This window comes from Microcella sp. (genome assembly GCF_046296455.1).
In the GTDB taxonomy this organism is placed as follows: Bacteria; Actinomycetota; Actinomycetes; order Actinomycetales; family Microbacteriaceae; genus Microcella.
This window is the reverse complement of sequence record NZ_JBKBLF010000005.1, coordinates 26552-45878: the sequence shown is the minus strand read 5'-3', so window position 1 is coordinate 45878 and position 19327 is coordinate 26552. Positions and strand designations below refer to the sequence as shown.

The following is a 19327-nucleotide window of genomic DNA, read 5'->3' as shown; positions in this document are numbered from 1 at the left end:
GAGCGCGGGCAGCCCGATCGTGAGGCCGTCGACGATCGACAGCTGCCGGGGCAGGAAGGGGAACGGTCACAGCAGCGCTCCGAAGACGACCGCGAAGAGGATGGCGTAGGTCGTCTTCGACAGGAACAGTTTGGCGAGCCGCTCGACGTTCGCGATGACCTGCCGACCCTCGGCGACGATGCGCGGCAGGCGGCTGAACTGGCCGTCGAGCAGCACGAGGCGTGCAACGGCACGCGTCGCCGCCGCGCCCGAGCCCATCGCGATGCCGAGGTCGGCGTGCTTGAGCGCGAGCGCGTCGTTGACACCGTCGCCCGTCATCGCCACGGTGTGCCCGAGCCGCTGCAGCGAGAGCACCATGGCCTTCTTCTGTTCGGGGGTCACGCGCCCGAAGACGCGGTGCTCGGCCATCACGGCGTCGAGCGCGGCCTCGTCGGTCGGCAAGGTGCGCGCGTCGAACCCGGGGCCCTCGTGCAGGATGCCCGCCTCGCGCGCGACCGCGGCCACTGTTCGCGGGTCGTCACCCGAGATGACGCGCAGCTCGACTTCTTGCTCGCGGAAGTAGCTGAGCGTCTCATGCGCGTCGTCGCGCACCTTCTCGCGGAACGACACGAGGGCGACGGCGCGCAGGCCCGCGGGCAGCTCGGGCTCGGGGGCCCGCTCGCCCTCGGCAGGCTCGACCGTGGGGTCGAGCACGACGTCGGTGCGCGCGAGCACCACGGTGCGCTCGCCGGCCGTCGCGCGCGCGGCGAACCGCGCGAGAGCATCCATCGAATCGGGCACATCGGCCAGTACGATGTCGGGCGCGCCGACCACCCAGGTGCCGCGGGCGGGGCCGTCGGCGAAGGAGACGGCGCTCCACTTGCGGCGGCTCGAGAACTCGATCGCGCGCACCCCGGTCTCGCGGGGAGGGTTCGCGAAGCGCTCGGCGAGGGCGCGGGCTGTGGCGTTGGCGTCGCGATCGGCGCCCATCCACGAGAGGGCGGCCTCGGCGGCAGGGTCGAGCTCTGTCGTGGTCAGGGGCTCCACGCTGTCCAGCACCATGCGGCCCTCGGTGAGCGTGCCCGTCTTGTCGAGGCACAGCATGTCGACGCGCGCGAGGCCCTCGACGGCCGCGAGCTCTTGCACGAGCACCTCGCGGCGGGCGAGCTTCACGGCGCCGACCGCGAGGGCAACACTCGTCATGAAGACGAGCCCCTGCGGGATCATCGCGATAAGGCTCGCCGCCGAGGCCACCGTCGCCTCGCGCCACGCGCCCGTCGCGATCGCGACCTCCCAGCCGCCGACCGCCTGCATCTGCCCGTTGACGACGATCGCACCGACCGGCAGCAGCAGGATAGTGATCCAGCGGATGATGCGCGCGATGCCGCTGCGCAGCTCGCTGCGCACGAGCGAGAACTGCTTGGCCTCGGCGGTGATGCGCGCGGCGTACGAATCGGCGCCGACGCGGATGACCCGCGCGAGCCCGCTGCCCGCGACGACGCTCGACCCCGACATGAGTTCGCGCCCGGCGGGGGACGCCACCGGGTCGGCCTCGCCCGTCAGCAGCGACTCGTCGACGTCGAGCCCATGCGCCTCGATCACCTCGGCGTCGGCCGTGACCTGGTCGCCTGCGGCGAGCACGAGCACGTCGTCGAGCACGACCTCGCCGACGGCGACCTCGCTCACCGCGCCGTCGCGCAGCACGCGGGCCCTCGGGGCGTTGAGCACCGCGAGCCGGCTGAGCGTGAGCTTCGCGCGGAACTCCTGCGCCACCCCGATCACCACATTGGCGATGACGAAGAAGCCGAACAGCGCGTCTTGCCAGTAGCCGAGCACGAGCAGCAGCGCGAAGCTGCCGCCGACGATGAGGTTGAAGAGCGTGAACAGGTTGGCCTGCATGATGCGCCAGAACGAGCGGCCGGTGTCGTTCGGCATCACGTTGGTCTGGCCGAGCTGCGTGCGCGAGCGCACCTCGACGAGGCTGAGCCCTGCGGGGGAGGTCGCGCCGGAGGTCGTCACGGGCGCGAGCCTAGTGGTCACAGCTAACGAAGCTTGTAAGTCAAGTGTGGCGATGTCCCCGCTCTCGAGTATTGTTCTAGGTGTTACGACCAGCCCGTTCGGTAGGAGCATCTCCTGCCCCGGGCTGGTTTTCTTTTTGGTCTTTACTCACCTTGTGCGTAGTGTTCGGACATGGGTACGAGGTACACCAAGCCCCACCTCTCATTCGAAGATCAACTGGCCAAGCTCGAAAGTCGAGGCTTGGTGGTGAATGACCGCGTGAGCGCCCTCCGGTCATTGAAGGACATCGGCTACTACAGGCTCACGGCCTACCTCCACACGCTTCGCGGGTACAAGTCGGACGCACTTCCAGGTCACGACGATCGCCTGGACACGTACGTCCCAGGAAGTACGTTCGAGCTCGTTATCGAGCTTTGGCGGTTCGATCGCCGCCTCAGGCTGGACCTCCTAGATGGCTTGGAGCACGTAGAGGTGGCACTTCGTACGTCGGTTGCCTACCAGGCGGGCTTGCTCGACCCGTTCGTCCACCACAAGCCTGAGTTGCTCGCTCCGGAGTTCACGGCCCAGCCGCCCACGACAAGCCAAGCTAGGCACAGCCGCTATGACGAGTGGCTCATTCGCTATCTTGAACGACTTGGGAAGGCTGAGGACGAAGCCTTCGTTCGTTGGTTTGCGCACAAGTACGAGGGTCTGCTGCCAATCTGGGTCGCGACGGAGCTCTTGGAGTTCGGCCAGACAAGCAGGCTCCTGCAAGGTCTTCCCCTAGCCCAGCGTCGCGCAATCGCTCTAGATTTCGGCGTCGATGAGCCGAAGACGTTTACGTCTTGGATCGCTTCGCTGAATGGGCTCAGAAACGTAGCTGCCCATCACTCCCGCCTGTGGAACAGGTCTCTAGTCGCCGTTGCCCGCCGACCAAAGCCCAACCGCATAACCGCACTTGACCACCTACAAGAGCTCGACAACGTTGCACGTGTGAAGGTCTATGTGCCAATTGCCATCGTGGTGTGGCTGCTTCGCGAACGTGCAGAGGGTCGCGAGTGGCGAGAACGAATCCGAGCCACCATCGAGACTTTCCCGGCTCTTCCTCAAGGCTCACTTCTCAACGCTGGCTTTCCAGCTGACTGGCAAGACCTGGATTTGTGGCGCTGAGAGATTCGCCTCAGCCGCCGACGACAGGCCCGAAGCGCGCGGGCAGCGTGTCGCGGTGCGCGTGCCGCAGCTCGGCGAGGCTCAGCGTGAAGCGGTCTTGGATCTCGAGTCCGTCGACCTCGCTATCGGTAACGCCGACGCGCAGCACGGGCACATCCCGCCCCTCACAGAGGCCGCGGAACTTCACGTCGTCTTCACGAGCCACCGACACGAGCACGCGGGCCTGCGACTCCGAGAGGAGGGCGGCGAGGGCATCCACCCCATCGCGCTCCATGAGCTCGGTGAGCCAGACGCGCGCGCCGAGACCGAAGCGCAGCACGCCCTCGGCGAGGGTCGCGAGCAGACCGCCCTCGGAGAGGTCGTGCGCCGAGGTGACGAGCGCCTCTTCCGCCGCCGCGGCCATGAGGCCCGCGAGGTTCTTCTCGGCCGTGAGGTCGACGCGGGGCGGCAGGCCGCCGAGGTGGCCGTGCACGACGTCGGCCCACACCGAGCCGTCGAGCTCGTCGCGCGTGATGCCCAGCAGGTAGAGGTTCTCGCCCTCGTCTTGCCAGCCCGAGGGCAGGCGGCGGTCGACGTGGTCGATGACGCCCATGACGGCGACGACGGGGGTCGGGTGGATGGGCACGTCGCCGGTCTGGTTGTAGAACGACACGTTGCCGCCCGTGACGGGGATGCCCAGCTCGAGGCAGGCATCGGCCAGGCCCGTCACCGCTCGCTCGAACTGCCACATGACGTCGGGGTTCTCGGGGCTGCCGAAGTTGAGGCAGTCGCTGACGGCGCGGGGCGCGGCTCCCGTCGCGGCGACGTTGCGGTACGCCTCGGCGAGGGCGAGCTGCGCGCCGACGTAGGGGTCGAGCTGGCAGTAGCGGCCGTTGGCGTCGGTCGCGAGCGCGACGCCGAGCCCGCTCACCTCGTCGACGCGGATCATGCCCGCATCGTCGGGCGTCGCGAGCGCCGTGTTGCCGCCCACGTAGTAGTCGTACTGGTCGGTGATCCAGCTTGTGTCGGCGAGGTTCGGGCCGCCGAGCACCCGCAGGGCCTGCGCGCGCAGCTCGGCGTCGTCGGCCGGGCGGGCGAGCCGGGCGCTGCCGTCGGCCTGCAGGGCGTCGAGCCAGGCGGGCCGCGCGAACGGCCGGTGGTACACGGGGCTGTCGATCGCGACCGTGCGGGGGTCGACATCGACGATCGTCTCGCCCTGCCAGTGGATGATCAGCCGACCCGTGTCGGTCACCTCCCCCAGCACGCTCGTCTCGACATCCCACTTGGCGGTGACGGCGAGGAAGGCGTCGAGCTTGCTCGGCTCGACGATCGCCATCATGCGCTCCTGGCTCTCCGACATCAGGATCTCTTCGGCCGTCAGCGAGGGGTCGCGCAGCAGCACCTGGTCGAGGTCGACGACCATGCCGCCGTCGCCGTTCGACGCGAGCTCGCTCGTCGCGCACGAGATGCCGGCGGCGCCGAGATCTTGGATGCCCTGCACCAGATCGGCCGCGAACAGCTCGAGGCAGCACTCGATGAGCACCTTCTCGGCGAAGGGGTCGCCCACCTGCACCGCGGGCCGCTTGCGGCTTTTCTGGCCGGCCGCCGCTCCTGCGGCCGGCTCGCTCCGGGCGCCGTCAAGGCCGCCTTCCTCCGCGCTGGCCCCGTCAAACGACTCGCTGGCCAGAATGGATGCTCCGCCGATGCCGTCGCCGCCCGTGCGCGCCCCGAACAGCACGACCTTGTTGCCGACCCCGCGCGCGTTCGCGAGGTGCAGGTCGTCGTGCCGCAGCACGCCGACGGCGAGCGCGTTGACGAGCGGGTTCGCCTGGTAGACCGCGTCGAAGACGGTCTCGCCGCCGATGTTGGGCAGGCCGAGGCAGTTGCCGTAGTGGCTGATGCCCGAGACGACGCCGGGGACGACGCGCGCCGTGTCGGCGTGGTCGATGGCACCGAAGCGCAGGGCATCCATGACCGCAACAGGGCGCGCGCCCATCGAGATGATGTCGCGCACGATGCCGCCGACGCCCGTCGCGGCGCCCTGGAAGGGCTCGATGTAGCTGGGGTGGTTGTGGCTCTCGATCTTGAAGGTGACGGCCCAGCCCTCGCCGATGTCGACGACGCCCGCGTTCTCACCCATGCCGACCATGAGGTGCTCGCGCATCTCGTCGGTGACCTTGCTGCCGAACTGCCTGAGGTGCACCTTGCTCGACTTGTACGAGCAGTGCTCGCTCCACATGACCGAGTACATCGCGAGCTCGCCGCTCGTGGGGCGGCGGCCGAGCAGATCTTTGATGGCCTGGTACTCGTCGGCCTTGAGCCCCAGCGCCTCGAACGGCTGCACCTTGTCGGGGGTGGCGGCGGCGTTGGCCACGGTGTCGGGAGCGGGAATCTGCGCGGGGCTCGTCACGGCATTCAGCCTACCGGCGGGCCTAGGCTGGTCAGGTCGACCCCGAACCGCCGATGGAACCGCCCCTGGGAGCCCCGCATGAACGCTCGCACCATCTGGACCTACGCCGCGATCGGCGTGCTCGTGTTTCTCGGCGCCATGTTTCTGGGTCTCGCGCTCAACCAGTGATCGCGAGATGCTGAGCGCATGAGCCCGCTGACGCTGTTCGACCTCGTCGACGCCGAGGGGGTGCCCGAGCGCGGCTGGGCCTTTCTCATCGTGCTGACGGTGCTCATGCTCGCGGTCGCCGTCGTGGTCATCGTGCTCGTCGAGCTCGTCGTGCGCCTGAGCGCGCCGCGCCAGCCGTGGACGGCCGTGCTGCTGCGGCACACGCGCCGCGCGCTGCGCCTGCTGCTGCTCGTCGTGGCCGTGTGGATCGCCGTCGACCTCGCGGCGCCCGAGACCCGGTTCTCCGAGGCGATCGACCGCGCCTTGACGATCGGCGTCATCGGCCTCTTCGCGTGGCTGCTCGTCGAGACCGTCGACTTCGCCTTCGAGGGCGCCAAGAGCCGGTTTCCGATCGGCGCCGACGCCACCCGCGGCGCTCGCCGCGCGCACACCCAGCTGACCTTCTTGCAGCGGCTCGTGATCGTCGTCATCATCGTGGCCGCCGTGAGCGCCGCCCTGCTCACGTTCCCCGAGATGCAGGCGCTCGGCGCGAGCCTGCTCGCCTCGGCGGGCCTCGCCGGCATCGTTGCGGGCCTCGCCGCGCAGTCGACCCTGTCGAACGTCTTCGCGGGCGTGCAGATCGCCTTCAGCGACGCCATTCGCGTCGACGACATCGTCATCGTTGAGGGCGAGTGGGGGCGCATCGAAGAGATCACGCTCACCTACGTGGTGGTGCGCATCTGGGATGACCGGCGCCTCGTCGTGCCCTCGACGCACTTCACCAGCACGCCCTTCGAGAACTGGACGCGCACGGGCAGCGAACTGCTCGGCTCGGTCGAGCTCGACCTCGACTGGCGCGTGAGCCCCGCCGCGATGCGGTCGCGGTTGGCCGAGATCCTCGACGGCACGCCGCTGTGGGATCGCCGGGTGTCGGTGCTGCAGGTCGCCGACGCCGTGGGGGGCCTCGTGCGCGTGCGCATCCTCGTGAGCGCGGCCGACGCCGGATCGCTCTTCGATCTGCGTAACTACGTGCGCGAGCAGCTCGTCGAGTGGGTGCAGCTCGAGAGCCCCGGCGCGATGCCGCGTACGCGCGTCGTTATGGTCGATCGTGCCTCCGCCGAGGACACGGCGCCTGCCGTCGATCCCGCCGACCAGTCGGCGAAGCGCCAGCTGTTCAGCGGAACGCCCGAGGCCCAGCAGCGCGCCGAGCAGATGCTCGCACCCTCGGCCGACCCGGATGCCCCGAGCCGCGCGGGAGCCTGAGCGCCTCGACGCCGGCTAGGCCTTGGGAACCGGCGGGCCGAGGATCAGCAGCACGGTGAAGAGCACCACGACCGCGAGCAGAATGAGTGCGGCGAGCAGGTACGGGTGGTTGAGCATCCACCGCACCAAGCGGTCGAACCAGCGCTGATCACGCGGGTCGTCCGACGCCTCGCGCCGCCAGTCGCCCTCGAGCTTGCCCGTGCGGTGTGCCCAGATGTCGAAGGGGATCGTCGCGTAGGGCACGATCGCGGTCGCGACCGCGAGCAGCCCGAGGCCGACGCCCCAGCGCTGGTTGATCGCCGTCAGCACGGCCGTGGCGCCGTAGGCGAGAAAGACGAATCCGTGGATGCTGCCGCCGATTGTGACCGCGATGTCGAGCCCGATCGTGGCGCGAAGGATGAGGCCCGTGATCAGGAGGGTCCACGTGATCGCCTCGGCGATCGCGACGATGCGGTAGAGCTTTTTCGGGGTCAGGCGGGATGCGGGGGCCGAGGTCGTCGTCACGCCACTAGCTCAGCACGCTCTGCTTGATCACCGATGTGAAGAACGTCAGGCCGTCGACGCCCGAGCGCATGGCCGCGGGGGTGTTGGGGCCGAAGCCCGGCTCGACCGCGTGCTCGGGGTGCGGCATGAGGCCGACGACGTTGCCGCGCTCGTTGCGCAGGCCCGCGATGTCGCGCAGCGAGCCGTTGGGGTTGACGTCGAGGTAGCGGAAGGCGACGAGACCCTCGCCCTCGAGGCGATCGAGCGTGGATTCGTCAGCGATGAAGCCGCCCTCGCCGTTCTTCAGGGGGATGGTGATCTCTTGCCCCTGCGCGAAGCCGTTCGTCCAGGCGCTATCGGTGCTCTCGACGCGCAGGCGCTGGTCGCGCCGGATGAAGTCTCCGTGATCGTTGCGGATCAGCCCGCCGGGCAGCAGGTGCGCCTCGACGAGAATCTGGAAGCCGTTGCAGATGCCCAGCACGGGCATGCCGCTGTTCGCCGCATCGATGACCTCGGCCATGATCGGCGAGCGCGCCGCGATGGCACCGCAGCGCAGGTAGTCGCCGTAGCTGAAGCCGCCCGGCAGCACGATCGCGTCGACGCCCTGCAGGTCGTGGGTGCCGTGCCAGAGCGCGACAGGCTCGGCGCCCGCGAGGCGGATGGCCCGCTGCGCGTCGCGATCGTCGAGCGAGCCCGGAAAGGTGACGACGCCGATGCGCACTAGCGGGTCTCTCCGGCGACGCCGTCGACGTGAACACTGATGACGTCTTCGATCACACCGTTGCTGAGCATGTCGGCCGCGAGCTGCTGGGCCGTCTCGAGCAGGGCCGCGTCGACCTCGCCGTCGACGTGCAGCTCGAAGCGCTTGCCGATGCGCACATCGCCGATGCGCTCGTGACCGAGGCGGTGCAGCGCCCCCGCGACGGCCTTGCCGGCCGGGTCGAGCAGTTCGGCCTTGGGCATGACCTCGACGACGATGGTGGGCACGGTGGACTCCCCGGGGTGGGTCGGCGGGTGGATGCCGCCAGTCTACCGAGCGGGCGCGGGGCTACCGCGCGGCGAGCACGTGGTCGGCGCGCTCGAGCGTTGCCGCGATCGCGGCCGCGTTGCGCTCGTCGGGGCCGAGCGCCCAGGCGCGCGCCGCATCCGGGCTCTTGCCGAAGGCGATGTGCCGGGCGATGAGGCGGTCGTGGCGCGTGGCCTCGTCGAGCACGACGCCGACCGTGACGTCGAGCAGCGGGGCGACGCGGTGCCAGCCGTGCTCGCGCAGCAGCAGGTAGTTGCCCTCGACGATGATCGCGCCCACCTCGGCCGCGCCCGCGGCCGGGTCGCCGGTTCGCCGTTCAGGAAGCAGCTCGATCGCGTCGGGCACGGGCTCCTCGACACGCCGGTCGAACCCGGGCGCGCGCACCGCGCTTCCTGAACCGCGTGCATCGCGCAGGGCCTCGAGCAGCGCGACGAAGGCGTCGACGTCGAAGGTGTCGGGGGCGCCCATGCGCTCGCGGCGTCCGAGCCGCACGAGCTCGGCCTGCGGAAGGTGAAAGCCGTCCATCGGCAGCACGCGCGAGCCGGGCAGCAGGGCGGCGACCTCGGCGGCCGCGGTCGACTTGCCGGCGCCGGGCGCCCCGGCCAGGCCCACGAGCAGCGGGGTGGATGCCGTGCGCGCGGCGAGCATCCCCTCGACGATCGCGGCGAGGGCGGGCAGGTCGATCGGCGCGCGGCCCCCGGACACCGCGGCTTCTCCGCTCTCGCTCCCGCTCACGCCGGGATGCGCGCCGCGATACCGTGCGCCACGGCGTCGTCGACGATGAACTGCGCCCACTCGATATTGCCGCTCGCGCTCGCGTGGAAGTCGTCGGTGGCGAAGTGGTCGGGGCCGTAGGGCGGCAGCGGCGGGGTCATGTGGGCGCGCGGGAAGCGCTCGAAGGCGCGGCGCGCGCTCACCTCGAGCGACTGCGCGTGCAGGGCGAGCGTGGTGCGCAGCGGTTCGGGCAGGAGGCCAAAGCGGTGGAACGCCGGCAGCGCGCTCATCAGCACGATCGCCTCGGGGTGCGCGCTGAACACCGCGCGCAGAATTCGGGTGATGTCGCGGCGGAAGGCGCGGTGCGAGCGGATCTGCATCGAGTCGTTCGCGCCGAGGCTGATGACGACGACGTCGGTGGGCTCGGCGAGCGCGTCGTCGAGGTGGTCGCGGATGACGTCGCGCGCCGTCGCCCCATTGCGCCCGCGGGCCCGCCAGCGCACGGGCCGCCCGGTCGCGGCGGTGAGCTCGGCGGCAAGGCAGCCCGCGAGCCCGTCGGCGGCGTCGTCGACCCCGACGCCCACCGCGAGCGAGTCGCCGAGCACGAGCAGGCGGATGGGGTCGGTTCCGCCGCCGCCCTCCCAGGGCTGGGGCGGCTCGGGCAGCAGGGGCACGACCCGCCGCAGCTTGACCGTCTGGGGCACGATGATGGGCGCGAGGGCGAGCACGATGGCCCGGCTGAGGCGGCGGCCGCGCAGCGGGCGAGGGCTCGAGGTCATGGGCGCGAGTCTAGGCCGGTCGTGGCGCTGTGCAGGCGCGGCGGTCAGTGATCGTCGAGCAGCCGTCCAAAGCCGACGCTCCACGCGTCCTCCACCGCGAAGTCGGCCCAGTCTTTGTAGCCGATCGCGCTCGGGTGAAAGTCGTCGCTCGCGAAGAAGCCCTCGGTGTACGGCGGTGGGGGCGGCGACATGTGCGCGCGCGGCGCGGCCCCGACGAGCTGCCGCGCCTCGCGCTCGAGCGCCTGCGAGTGCCGGTAGAGGCTGCGCCGCAGCGGTTCGGGCAGCAGCTGGAACCGGAAGAACGCCGGCAGCGACGACATCAGCAGGGCGGTCTCAGGATGCGCGGCGAAGGTGCGCTCGAGAATGCGCCGGATGTCGCGGCGGAACGCCCGCGCCGACCGCAGCGCGAGCGCATCGTTGGCGCCGACGGTGAGGAAGACGAGGTCGGTGGGCCCCTCGAGCGCGGGCCGCAGGTACTGCCGCACGAGATCGCGCGCCGTCGCGCCGTTGCGCCCTGCCGCGCGCCAGTGCACGGGCCGCCCGGTGCGCGCGGCGAGCGCCTCGGCCAGTCGCCCGCCGAGGCCGAGGTCGGCGTGGTCGACGCCGACGCCCGCGGCCGTCGAGTCGCCGATCACGAGCAGGTGCAGGGGGCGGGATGCTCCGCCCGGGTCATCGCACCCGTCGCGGTCGCCGCCGCCCTCGACGCGCCCCGCGACCACACCGGACCACGGCAGCGGCGCATCCGGAAGCCGCGGGGTCTCGCGCCGCAGCCGGCGCCCCTGCGGCAGCAGCACGGGAGCCTGCGCGGCCGCGATCGCGCGACTCAACCGCAGCCGGCGCGGAACTCGGTACTCGTCCACCCACCCAGCCTAGGCGCCCCTCCCGTGCCAGATCTGGGGCACAAAGGCGCTTAGGCCGAACGGTTCCGCCACTCTGGGGCAAATCTAGACTGGCTCTGCCAAGGGGGTCAGTCGCAGCAGCGTGCCCCAGGGGTCGTCGAGCTCGAGGGTGCGCCCGTCGTCGCGCACCGCGACCCCGTGGTGCTGCAGCCGCTCGGCCGTGGCGCCGAGCTCGTCGGCGCTCGGCAGCACGAGGTCGACCTGGCCGAGCCCGAGCGCGGGCATCCGGCGACCGGCACCGCTGCTGCGCCACACGTTCATCGCCATGTGGTGGTGGTAGCCGCCGGCGCTCACGAAGATCGCCTGCTCGCGGTAGGCGTTCGTCAGGTCGAAGCCGAGCTGGTCGACGTAGAAGCGCCGCGCGGTGGCGATGTCGCCGACGCTGAGGTGCACGTGCCCGACGACCGCGGGCGCGGAGCCGTGCGCGGCGAGCGCCTCGTCGGTGAGGTGCTCGCGCAAGAAGCCGTTGGGGTCGAGGAAGAGCGTCGCCATCTCGACCGTGCCGTGCACCCACGACCACTGGGTGCGGTCGCGATCCCAGTAGAGCTCGACGCCGTTGCCCTCGGGGTCGTCGAAGTAGAAGGCCTGGCTGACGATGTGGTCGCTCGAGCCGGTGAAGCGGTTGGGGTGCGTCGTCGCGACCGTGTAGACGGCGGCGGCGAGGGCCGCCTGCGTCTCGAACAGGATCGCCGTGTGGAACAGCCCGGCCTCGCGCGGCCCCGCGTGCCGCAGGGTCGGGCTGTGCCGCAGTACGACGAGCGGTGTGGATGCTGCACCGCCGTCACCCGCGGCGCCGTCCGCGGCGCGGCCGGCGCGCCCGAGCGTCACGACCGGCCCCGCCGAGTCGAGCACGCTCAGGCCCACCGCGTCGCGGTAGTACGCCGTCATCGCGTCGAGGTGGGCCACGTCGAGCGTCACCGGCCCCATGGAGGTGTCGGCGGCGAGCCGGGTGGAGTCGGTCATGCCCGAGTCAACCGCCGCGCATCCCGCGCCATTCCCTGCCCAGAGCAGCCCAGATTCGCCCTAAAACGGCGAATGCGCGCGGCCGAAGCGCCCTTCTGCCCCAGATCTGGAGAGGAACGGGCTACGCGCAGAGGCGGTCGATGAGCTCGCGGTACCGCGCGGCCGTGCGCTCGACGATCTCGGCCGGCAGGGCCGGGGGCTCGCCAGTGCGATCCCAGTGGGCGGCGAGCCAGTCGCGCACGATCTGCTTGTCGAAGCTGTCCATGCGGTTCGGGCCGCCGCCCGCGTAGAGCGCCGCGTCCCAGTACCGCGAGCTGTCGCTCGTCAGCACCTCGTCGGCGAGGGTCAGCACGCCCGTGGCCGGGTCGGTGCCGAACTCGAACTTCGTGTCGGCGAGCAGCACGCCGCGCTCGGCCGCGATGGCGCTCGCCGCGGCGAAGATCGCGAGCGACGCATCCCGCAACTGGGTTGCCCGTTCGAGACCGACGAGCTCGACCGAGCGCTCGAAGCTGATGTTCTCGTCGTGCTCGCCGAGCGGCGCCTTGAAGGCGGGCGTGTAGAGCGGTTCGGGCAGGCGGTCGCCGTCGTGCAGCCCGGCGGGCAGCGGGATGCCGCACACCGTGCCCGAGGCCTGGTACTCGGCCCAGCCCGAGCCGGTGAGGTAGCCGCGCACGACGCACTCGATCGGCAGCATGTCGAGCCGCCGCACGAGCATCGCGCGGTCGGCGAGTTCGGCCGCCACCGCGGGCAGGTCGTCGCCGACCGCCAGGTGGTTCGGCACGGCCAGCCGCTCGAACCACCAGTGCGTGAGCCGGGTCAGCAGCGCGCCCTTGCCGGGGATGCCGGGCTCGAGCACGTGGTCGAACGCGCTGACCCGATCGCTCGCGACGACGAGCATGAGGGTCAGATGCCCGGCATGCGCGTAGAGGTCGCGCACCTTGCCCGAGTAGACGTGGGTCCAGCCGGGCGCGGTGAGAGCATCCGGCATCAGACGACCCGCGCGGCGATGTCGGTGCGGTACTGGCCGCCCTCGAGTCCGATGCGGCCGATCGCTTCGTAGGCGCGGGCGCGGGCCTCGGCGAAGTCGGCGCCGGTGGCGACGACGCTCAGCACGCGGCCGCCCGTCGCGACAAAGCCGTCGGCCGAGCGCGCGGTAGCGGCGTGGGCGATCGTGACGCCCTCGACCGCGGCCGCCTCGTCGAGCCCCGTGATGGGGCGATTAGGCGCGGCGGTGACGGGGTAGCCCTCGCTCGCGAGCACGACCGTGACGGCCACCTCGTCGCTGAACTGCGGGTGGGCGACGCCCGCGAGCTGGCCCGTGCTCGCCGCGAAGAGCAGCTCGCTCAGCGGCGTGACGAGCCGCGGCAGCACGACCTGCGTCTCGGGGTCGCCGAAGCGCGCATTGAACTCGATGACGCGGATGCCCTGCTCGGTGACGATCAGACCGCAGTAGAGCAGGCCGATGAACGGGGTCTTTTCGCGCTCGAGCTGGCGCACCGTCGGCTCGGCTACCGTGCGGATGACCTCGTCGACGAAGCCCTCGGGCGCCCACGGCAGCGGCGAGTACGCGCCCATGCCGCCGGTGTTCGGGCCCGTGTCGCCGTCACCGATGCGCTTGAAGTCTTGCGCCGGGCTCAGCGGCACGACCGTGTGGCCGTCGCTCAGCAAGAAGAGACTGACCTCCTGGCCGGCCAGGAACTCTTCGACGAGCACCCCGCCCTGCTGCAGGTAGTGCGCCGCGTGGTCGACGGCGGCGGCGCGGTCGTCGGTGACGATGACGCCCTTGCCCGCCGCGAGCCCGTCGGCCTTGACGACGTAGGGGGCGCCGAGCTCGTCGATCGCGGCCTCGGCCTCGGCGAGGGTGCCGGCGCGGATCGCGCGCCCCGTGGGCACGCCCGCCTCGTCCATGATGCGTTTCGCGAAGGCCTTCGAGCCTTCGAGCTGGGCGGCAGCCTGGCCGGGGCCGAACGCGGCGATGCCGCGGCGGCGCACAGCGTCGGCGACGCCGGCGACGAGCGGCGCTTCGGGGCCGATCACGACGAGCTCGATGTCGTTGTCGACCGCGTAGTCGGCCACGACGTCGCCGCGCGTCGCGTCGAGCGCGACCGTCGGCACGACCGTGGCGATGCCGGCGTTGCCGGGGGCCGCGGTGATCTCGTGCGCAGAATCCTCGCGTAGCAGGGCCGTGATGATGGCGTGCTCGCGGGCACCCGAACCGAGGACGAGGATTCTCACGCGGTCAGCCTACCCAGCGCCGGTACCCTCGCAGCATGGCCCGAGCGCGCATCGACGAGCAGACGGGGCGGGATGCTGTGCGCGCGGTGCTCGCCGGCACCGCCGAGCGTTCCGACCTCGCGATGGCCGTGCGCTACCTGCTGCAGGCGCTCGCCGAGGCCAGCCCGGGCCGCAGCGTCGAGGTGCGCGTGCCGCCCTTCGGCGCCGTGCAGGCGGTCGAGGGCCCGCGGCACACGCGCGGCACGCCGCCCAATGTGGTCGAGCTCGACGCCGAGACCTTCGTCGCGATTGCGACGGGATCGCTCGTGTGGGTCGAGGCGGCGTCGGCGGGCCGCGTGCACGCATCCGGAGCCCGCTCGGATCTGTCGGCGCTGTTCCCGCTCGCGTATTGACGCGCCGTTCAGCCCGGTGCGCCAAGATGGACGCGTGAGCGACCCCACCGAACCCGCCCCGCAGCGCGAGACCGTGCAGGTTCGTCGAGCCCCGAAGATTCCGGCCTTCATGGCGGTGGGCGGGCTCGTCGGCTTTCTCGTCGTGCTCATCGTGACCCCGCTCTTTCCGGCCGACCCGCTCGTGGGGCTGCCCGCGCTCGTCGGGTACTTCTCGCTCTATGGCGTCACGATCGGCGTCGTGGTCGGCGCCCTCATCGGCATCGTGCTCGACCGCCGCTCGCGCCGGCAGGCCCGCACGGTCGCGGCCGAGCGTCACGTGGTCGACGCCGCCCCCGTCGAGGGCGAGCTCGAAGACTGAGCCGCTAGCTCAGCTGGTTCTGCTCGACCCAGCGCAGGTACTCGGGGCTCACCGTGCCGGTGACGTAGTCGCCCGTGAAGCAGCTCATCTCGAGCGACTCGATGCCGCTGCCCTCGACGATGGCGGCCTGCATGTCGGCGACCTCTTGGTAGATCAGGTAGTCGCTGCCGAGCTCGGTGTTGATCTCGGGAATCTTGCGGCCGTGCGCGATGAGCTCGGTGCGCGTCGGCATGTTGATGCCGTAGACGTGCGGGTAGCGCACGGGGGGCGCGGCCGAGGTGAAGGTGACCTTGTTGGCGCCGGCCGCGCGGGCCATCTCGACGATCTCTTTCGAGGTCGTGCCGCGCACGATCGAGTCGTCGACGATGAGGATGTTCTTGCCGGCGAACTCGCTCGACATGGCGTTGAGCTTCTGCTTGACGCTTTTCTTGCGCTCGGCCTGCCCCGGCATGATGAAGGTGCGGCCGACGTAGCGGTTCTTGTAGAAGCCCTCGCGGTACTCGATGCCGAGCTTCTGGGCCACCTGCATGGCGGCGGGGCGCGACGAGTCGGGAATCGGCATGACGACGTCGATGTCGCCCTTGGGCGTGTATTGCGCGATCGTGTCGGCGAGGCGGTCGCCGAGCCGCAGCCGGGCCTCGTAGACCGAGATGCCGTTCATGATCGAGTCGGGCCGGGCCAGGTAGACGTACTCGAACGAGCAGGGGATGAGGCGCGGGTTCGCCGCGCACTGCTTCGACACCATCTCGCCCGAGGCCGAGATGAACACGGCCTCGCCGGGCGCCACGTCGCGCACGGTCTCGTAGCCGGCGGCCTCGAGCACGAGCGACTCGCTCGCGACGACCCATTCGTCGCCCGTGAGGCCCGTCGTGCGGCGGCCGAGCACGAGGGGGCGGATGCCGAAGGGGTCGCGGAAGGCCAGCAGCCCGTGGCCCGCGATGAGCGCGATCGCGGCATACGAGCCCTCGACGCGCTCGTGCAGGCGGCTGATCGCCGCGAACACCTGGTCGGGATCGAGGTCGTCGCCCGTGACCTGGGCCTGCAGCTCGTGCGCGAGCACGTTGACGAGCAGCTCGGTGTCGCTGTTGGTGTTGAGATGGCGGCGGTCGACGTCGAAGAGCTCGCGCGTGAGCTCGCGCGTGTTCGTGAGGTTGCCGTTGTGCACGAGGATGATGCCGTACGGCGCGTTCACGTAGAACGGCTGCGCCTCTTCTTCGCTGGATGCTGAACCGCGGGTGGCGTACCGCACGTGCCCCAGTCCCATGGTGCCCAGCAGACTGCGCATGTCGCGCGTGCGGTAGGCCTCGCGCACCTGGCCCTTGGCCTTCGCCATGTGCAGCACGCGGCCCTCGGCCGTGGCGATGCCGGTGCTGTCTTGCCCCCGGTGCTGCAGCAGGGCCAGCGCGTCGTAGACCTGCTGGTTGACGGGACTCGACGAGACGATGCCGACGATGCCGCACATGCGGGGCGTGCTCCAGACCGTAAGGTTGACGGTGACGCAGGCCAGTCTGTCAGACCGCGGAACGGATGAACGAATGACGAATTCTTATGCCGCCGCCGGCGTCGACACCGCGGCCGGCGACCGCGCGGTCGAGCTCATGAAGGCCTCCGTCGGCGCCACGCACGGCCCCGAGGTGCTCGGCGGGGTGGGCGGCTTCGCGGGCCTCTTCGATGCGAGCGTGCTGCTCGGCTACCGCCGCCCGCTGCTCGCCACGAGCACCGATGGCGTCGGCACGAAGGTCGCGATCGCGCAGGCCCTCGACATCCACGACACGATCGGCCAAGACCTCGTGGCGATGGTCGTCGACGACATCGTCGTCGTGGGCGCCAAGCCCCTGTTCATGACCGACTACATCGCGTGCGGCAAGGTGCACCCGCAGCGCATCGCCGACATCGTGCGCGGCATCGCCGAAGCCTGCGCCGCCACCGGCACGGCGCTCGTCGGCGGCGAGACCGCCGAGCACCCCGGCCTGCTCGGCCCCGACGACTACGACGTCGCGGGTGCCGCGGTCGGCGTGGTCGAGGCCGACGACGTGCTCGGGCCCGAGCGCGTGCAGCACGGCGACGTCGTCATCGCCATGGCGAGCTCGGGCTTGCACTCGAACGGCTTCTCGCTCGTGCGGCACATCCTCGCCTCGCGGGGCATCGGCTACCACGACGAGCTGCCCGAGTTCGGCGGCGTCGTGGGCCAGACCCTGCTCACCCCCACCGCGCTCTACACGGCGCCGCTGCTCGACACGCTCGCCGAGCTGCCCGGCGCGATCCACGCCCTCAGCCACGTGACGGGCGGCGGCATCGCCGCCAACCTCGCGCGCGTGCTGCCCGTGGGCAGCTGGGTCGAGGTCGACCGCGGTTCGTGGAGCCCGCCCGCGGTCTTCCGCGTGCTCGCCGACCTCGCGGGTGACAGCCTCGAGTCGACCGAGGGAACGTGGAACCTCGGGCTCGGGATGCTCGCCGTCGTCGCCCACGACACCGCGAGTTCGGTCATCCGCGCGCTCGAGAGTCGTGGCGTTCCCGCGTGGGTCGTCGGCCGCGTCTCGACGGCCGCGCGTGACCTCACCGGGTTCGAGCAAGGCGCGAAGGGCGTGAACGGCGGAGCCGTGAAGCTCGTCGGCTCGTACGCCGCGAGCTGACGCTCTAGGCGGTCTGGGCCGCCGGGTTCGCCGCGTCGTCGTCTTCGTCGTCGAGGTCATCCTCGTCATCGACGAGGTGCGCCCACTTGTCTTCGTACTCGTCGGCGTGCGCAGCAGCCGCGAGCTCACGCTCGAGCGCCGTCAGGTTCGTGTCGGGAGTGAAGTACTTCAACTCGCGAGCCACCTTGGTGTGCTTCGCCTTCTGTCGGCCGCGCCCCATGCGTGACCCCCTCACAGTGTGTCGTCGGGTGAGCTAGGGAGAACCCCAGAATGCCGAGTCGGGACGGTAGAAAAACTGTGCGGAAGTTTAGCACGCACGGCCCGTGAGCCGACCCGGTTGCCCTGCCGCAGCATCCCGCGCACGGGGTAGCGTAGGGCAGGTGACTGCCCCCGACCTGACGACCTCGTGCGTGGTCATCGGAGCGGGGCAAGCGGGCCTCTCGGTGGCCTACTACTTGCGGCGGCTCGGCCTCGAGGCGGGGCAAGAATTCGTGCTGCTCGACCGCGGCCCCGGCACGGGCGGCGCGTGGCAGTTTCGGTGGGAGGCGCTGCGCCTCGGCTCGGCCCACCGCGTCAACGACCTGCCCGGCATGGACGAGCTGGGGCTGAGCTTCACGACTGCCGACCACCACGCTCCGGCGCGCGAGGTCGTGGCCGACTACTACCGGCGGTACGAAGAGTACTACGGCCTGCAGGTGGTGCGCCCCGCCGCCGTGACGCAGGTGGAGGACCTCGGCCGCGACCTGCTGGTGCGCCTCACGACCGAGAACGGGCCGCTCGAGCTGGGCGCCTCGACCGTCGTCAACGCCACCGGCACGTGGGGCTCGCCGTTCGTGCCCTGGTACCCCGGGCGCGACGGATTTCTCGGCCGGCAGGTGCACACCGCCGACTACGTGGCCGCCGAGGAGTTCGCGGGCCTCAACGTCGTCGTCGTGGGCGCGGGCACGAGCGCGATCGGGTTCATCCTCGAGCTCGAGGGCCACGCCGCGAGCATCACGTGGGCCACCCGGCGCCCGCCTGAGTTCCTCGACGAGGTCGAGCTCAACCTCGAGGCCGCCGAGCAGGCCGTCGCGGCGCAAGACGAGGCCGCGCGCGCCGGTCGCGCTCTGCCGAGCATCGTCTCGGGCACGGGCGTGCCGCGCACGCGCCGCATCCAGGCCGCGCTCGATCGCGGGGTGCTCGACTTCAAGCCCATGTTCACGGCGATCGAGCCGGATGCTGTGGTCTGGCAGGACGGAACGCGCCAGGCCGCCGACGCCATCATCTGGGCCACCGGCTTTCGGCCCGAGCTGCGCCACCTCGCCCCGCTCAAGCTGCGCGAGAAAGAGGGCGGCGTCTCGGTCGCGAGCCACCACTCGGCACGTGATCCGCGCGTGTTCTTCGCCGGCTACGGCCCGGCCGCCTCGACCATCGGCGCGAACCGCGCGGGTCGCAACATCGCGCGGCAGGTTGTGGCGACACTGAGCAAGATGGGGCGCTAGGCGCGCGCTGTCCGGCGGTCGTCGCGCGAGCATCCACCGATCGGGGGATGCCCACCGGGCCGCGCACCTGCTTGCCTGGGGGCATGACTACGAGCCCCGCCCCGCGCCCTCGGTTCGTCGAGCGGCATCGCACCGCGCTCGCCGTCGGCGGGCTCGTGGTGAGCCTCGGCCTCGCCGTGCTGTGGCTGTTCGTCGTGCCCGAGCGCGCCGCGTTGACCACGGGGGTGCAGTCGTGGCTCATCCGCTTCGGGCACTCGATCTGCTGGGCGCTGCTCGCGACGACCGCGGCGCTCGTGCTCGCCCGGGCGCCGAAGCGCGCGATCGACGTCACCGCCTGGGCGGCGCTCGCCGCCTACGCGGCCTTCCTCGCCGCGACGCTTCTCTGAACGACGCGGCTCGGAGCGGGCGGGCGCAGCG

20 protein-coding genes are annotated in these 19327 nt (G+C 71.1%); 7 read left to right on the top strand and 13 right to left on the bottom strand.

Translation table 11 applies throughout. The annotated features are described in order from the left end of the window. Positions 1-66: 66 nt before the first annotated feature. On the bottom strand, positions 67-1998 hold the full coding sequence (locus tag ACK4HH_RS04060; protein WP_409648525.1) for an HAD-IC family P-type ATPase: 1932 nt from the start codon (positions 1996-1998) through the stop codon (positions 67-69). Positions 1999-2169: 171 nt separating this feature from the next. Here ACK4HH_RS04060 and ACK4HH_RS04055 point away from each other — a divergent pair, with 171 nt between their 5' ends. Beyond that, positions 2170-3147, top strand: a complete 978-nt coding sequence (locus ACK4HH_RS04055; RefSeq protein WP_409648523.1) for an Abi family protein — start codon at positions 2170-2172, stop codon at positions 3145-3147. 10 nt (positions 3148-3157) lie between these two features. On the opposite strand, the gene purL is transcribed toward ACK4HH_RS04055, so the two are convergent. Then, positions 3158-5536 (bottom strand): phosphoribosylformylglycinamidine synthase subunit PurL, encoded by a 2379-nt coding sequence (purL, locus tag ACK4HH_RS04050; protein WP_409648521.1) that lies wholly within the window; start codon positions 5534-5536, stop codon positions 3158-3160. 186 nt (positions 5537-5722) lie between these two features. Here purL and ACK4HH_RS04045 point away from each other — a divergent pair, with 186 nt between their 5' ends. Then, positions 5723-6946 carry a mechanosensitive ion channel family protein gene (locus ACK4HH_RS04045; protein ID WP_409648519.1) on the top strand — a complete coding sequence of 408 codons (1224 nt, stop codon included), beginning with the start codon at positions 5723-5725 and terminating at the stop codon, positions 6944-6946. A 15-nt stretch (positions 6947-6961) separates the two neighbouring features. Here the strand turns inward: ACK4HH_RS04045 and ACK4HH_RS04040 are convergent, their stop codons facing one another. From ACK4HH_RS04040 to purD, 9 genes are all read right to left on the bottom strand, one after another. After that, positions 6962-7450 (bottom strand): DUF3817 domain-containing protein, encoded by a 489-nt coding sequence (locus ACK4HH_RS04040; protein WP_409648517.1) that lies wholly within the window; start codon positions 7448-7450, stop codon positions 6962-6964. A gap of 4 nt (positions 7451-7454) precedes the next feature. Next, positions 7455-8150, bottom strand: coding sequence for a phosphoribosylformylglycinamidine synthase subunit PurQ (purQ, locus tag ACK4HH_RS04035; protein WP_409648515.1), 696 nt, complete (start codon positions 8148-8150; stop codon positions 7455-7457). Beyond that, positions 8150-8416: a phosphoribosylformylglycinamidine synthase subunit PurS gene (purS, locus tag ACK4HH_RS04030; RefSeq protein ID WP_409648513.1), complete on the bottom strand. Its 267-nt coding sequence runs from the start codon at positions 8414-8416 to the stop codon at positions 8150-8152. Before purS ends, purQ begins: the two co-directional genes overlap by 1 nt. A 61-nt stretch (positions 8417-8477) precedes the next feature. Next, positions 8478-9161 carry a nucleoside/nucleotide kinase family protein gene (locus ACK4HH_RS04025; RefSeq protein ID WP_409648511.1) on the bottom strand — a complete coding sequence of 228 codons (684 nt, stop codon included), beginning with the start codon at positions 9159-9161 and terminating at the stop codon, positions 8478-8480. A gap of 26 nt (positions 9162-9187) precedes the next feature. Next, the gene (locus ACK4HH_RS04020; protein ID WP_409648509.1) at positions 9188-9949 is read right to left on the bottom strand and encodes an SGNH/GDSL hydrolase family protein; all 762 of its coding nucleotides are present in this window, start codon (positions 9947-9949) and stop codon (positions 9188-9190) included. 44 nt (positions 9950-9993) lie between these two features. Beyond that, positions 9994-10809 (bottom strand): SGNH/GDSL hydrolase family protein, encoded by an 816-nt coding sequence (locus ACK4HH_RS04015; RefSeq protein WP_409648507.1) that lies wholly within the window; start codon positions 10807-10809, stop codon positions 9994-9996. Between the two features lie 84 nt (positions 10810-10893). Next, positions 10894-11811 (bottom strand): VOC family protein, encoded by a 918-nt coding sequence (locus tag ACK4HH_RS04010; RefSeq protein WP_409648505.1) that lies wholly within the window; start codon positions 11809-11811, stop codon positions 10894-10896. A gap of 121 nt (positions 11812-11932) precedes the next feature. Then, a complete protein-coding gene (locus ACK4HH_RS04005) occupies positions 11933-12799 on the bottom strand; it encodes a phosphoribosylaminoimidazolesuccinocarboxamide synthase (RefSeq protein WP_409648504.1) in 867 nt (288 codons plus the stop codon). Then, the gene (purD, locus tag ACK4HH_RS04000; RefSeq protein WP_409648502.1) at positions 12799-14046 is read right to left on the bottom strand and encodes a phosphoribosylamine--glycine ligase; all 1248 of its coding nucleotides are present in this window, start codon (positions 14044-14046) and stop codon (positions 12799-12801) included. The genes ACK4HH_RS04005 and purD overlap by 1 nt, the downstream gene beginning before the upstream one ends. A 35-nt stretch (positions 14047-14081) precedes the next feature. Between purD and ACK4HH_RS03995 the strand changes: the two genes are divergently transcribed. Together ACK4HH_RS03995 and ACK4HH_RS03990 are read left to right on the top strand one after the other, a co-directional pair. Continuing rightward, positions 14082-14438, top strand: coding sequence for a sterol carrier family protein (locus tag ACK4HH_RS03995; protein ID WP_409648500.1), 357 nt, complete (start codon positions 14082-14084; stop codon positions 14436-14438). A gap of 34 nt (positions 14439-14472) precedes the next feature. Beyond that, positions 14473-14796: a hypothetical protein gene (locus ACK4HH_RS03990; protein WP_409648498.1), complete on the top strand. Its 324-nt coding sequence runs from the start codon at positions 14473-14475 to the stop codon at positions 14794-14796. Positions 14797-14800: 4 nt separating this feature from the next. Here the strand turns inward: ACK4HH_RS03990 and purF are convergent, their stop codons facing one another. Next, entirely contained in the window at positions 14801-16258 is a 1458-nt protein-coding gene (gene purF / locus ACK4HH_RS03985) for an amidophosphoribosyltransferase (RefSeq protein WP_409648496.1), read from the bottom strand. 73 nt (positions 16259-16331) lie between these two features. On the opposite strand from purF, the gene purM reads away from it, so the two are divergent. Then, positions 16332-17429 (top strand): phosphoribosylformylglycinamidine cyclo-ligase, encoded by a 1098-nt coding sequence (purM, locus tag ACK4HH_RS03980; protein ID WP_409648494.1) that lies wholly within the window; start codon positions 16332-16334, stop codon positions 17427-17429. Between the two features lie 4 nt (positions 17430-17433). On the opposite strand, the gene ACK4HH_RS03975 is transcribed toward purM, so the two are convergent. Then, a complete protein-coding gene (locus ACK4HH_RS03975) occupies positions 17434-17649 on the bottom strand; it encodes a DUF3073 family protein (RefSeq protein ID WP_409648492.1) in 216 nt (71 codons plus the stop codon). 160 nt (positions 17650-17809) lie between these two features. Here ACK4HH_RS03975 and ACK4HH_RS03970 point away from each other — a divergent pair, with 160 nt between their 5' ends. Both ACK4HH_RS03970 and ACK4HH_RS03965 read left to right on the top strand, forming a co-directional pair. Beyond that, positions 17810-18910 (top strand): NAD(P)-binding domain-containing protein, encoded by a 1101-nt coding sequence (locus tag ACK4HH_RS03970; RefSeq protein WP_409648491.1) that lies wholly within the window; start codon positions 17810-17812, stop codon positions 18908-18910. 83 nt (positions 18911-18993) lie between these two features. Continuing rightward, positions 18994-19296: a hypothetical protein gene (locus ACK4HH_RS03965; RefSeq protein ID WP_409648489.1), complete on the top strand. Its 303-nt coding sequence runs from the start codon at positions 18994-18996 to the stop codon at positions 19294-19296. The last annotated feature ends 31 nt before the right edge of the window (positions 19297-19327 follow it).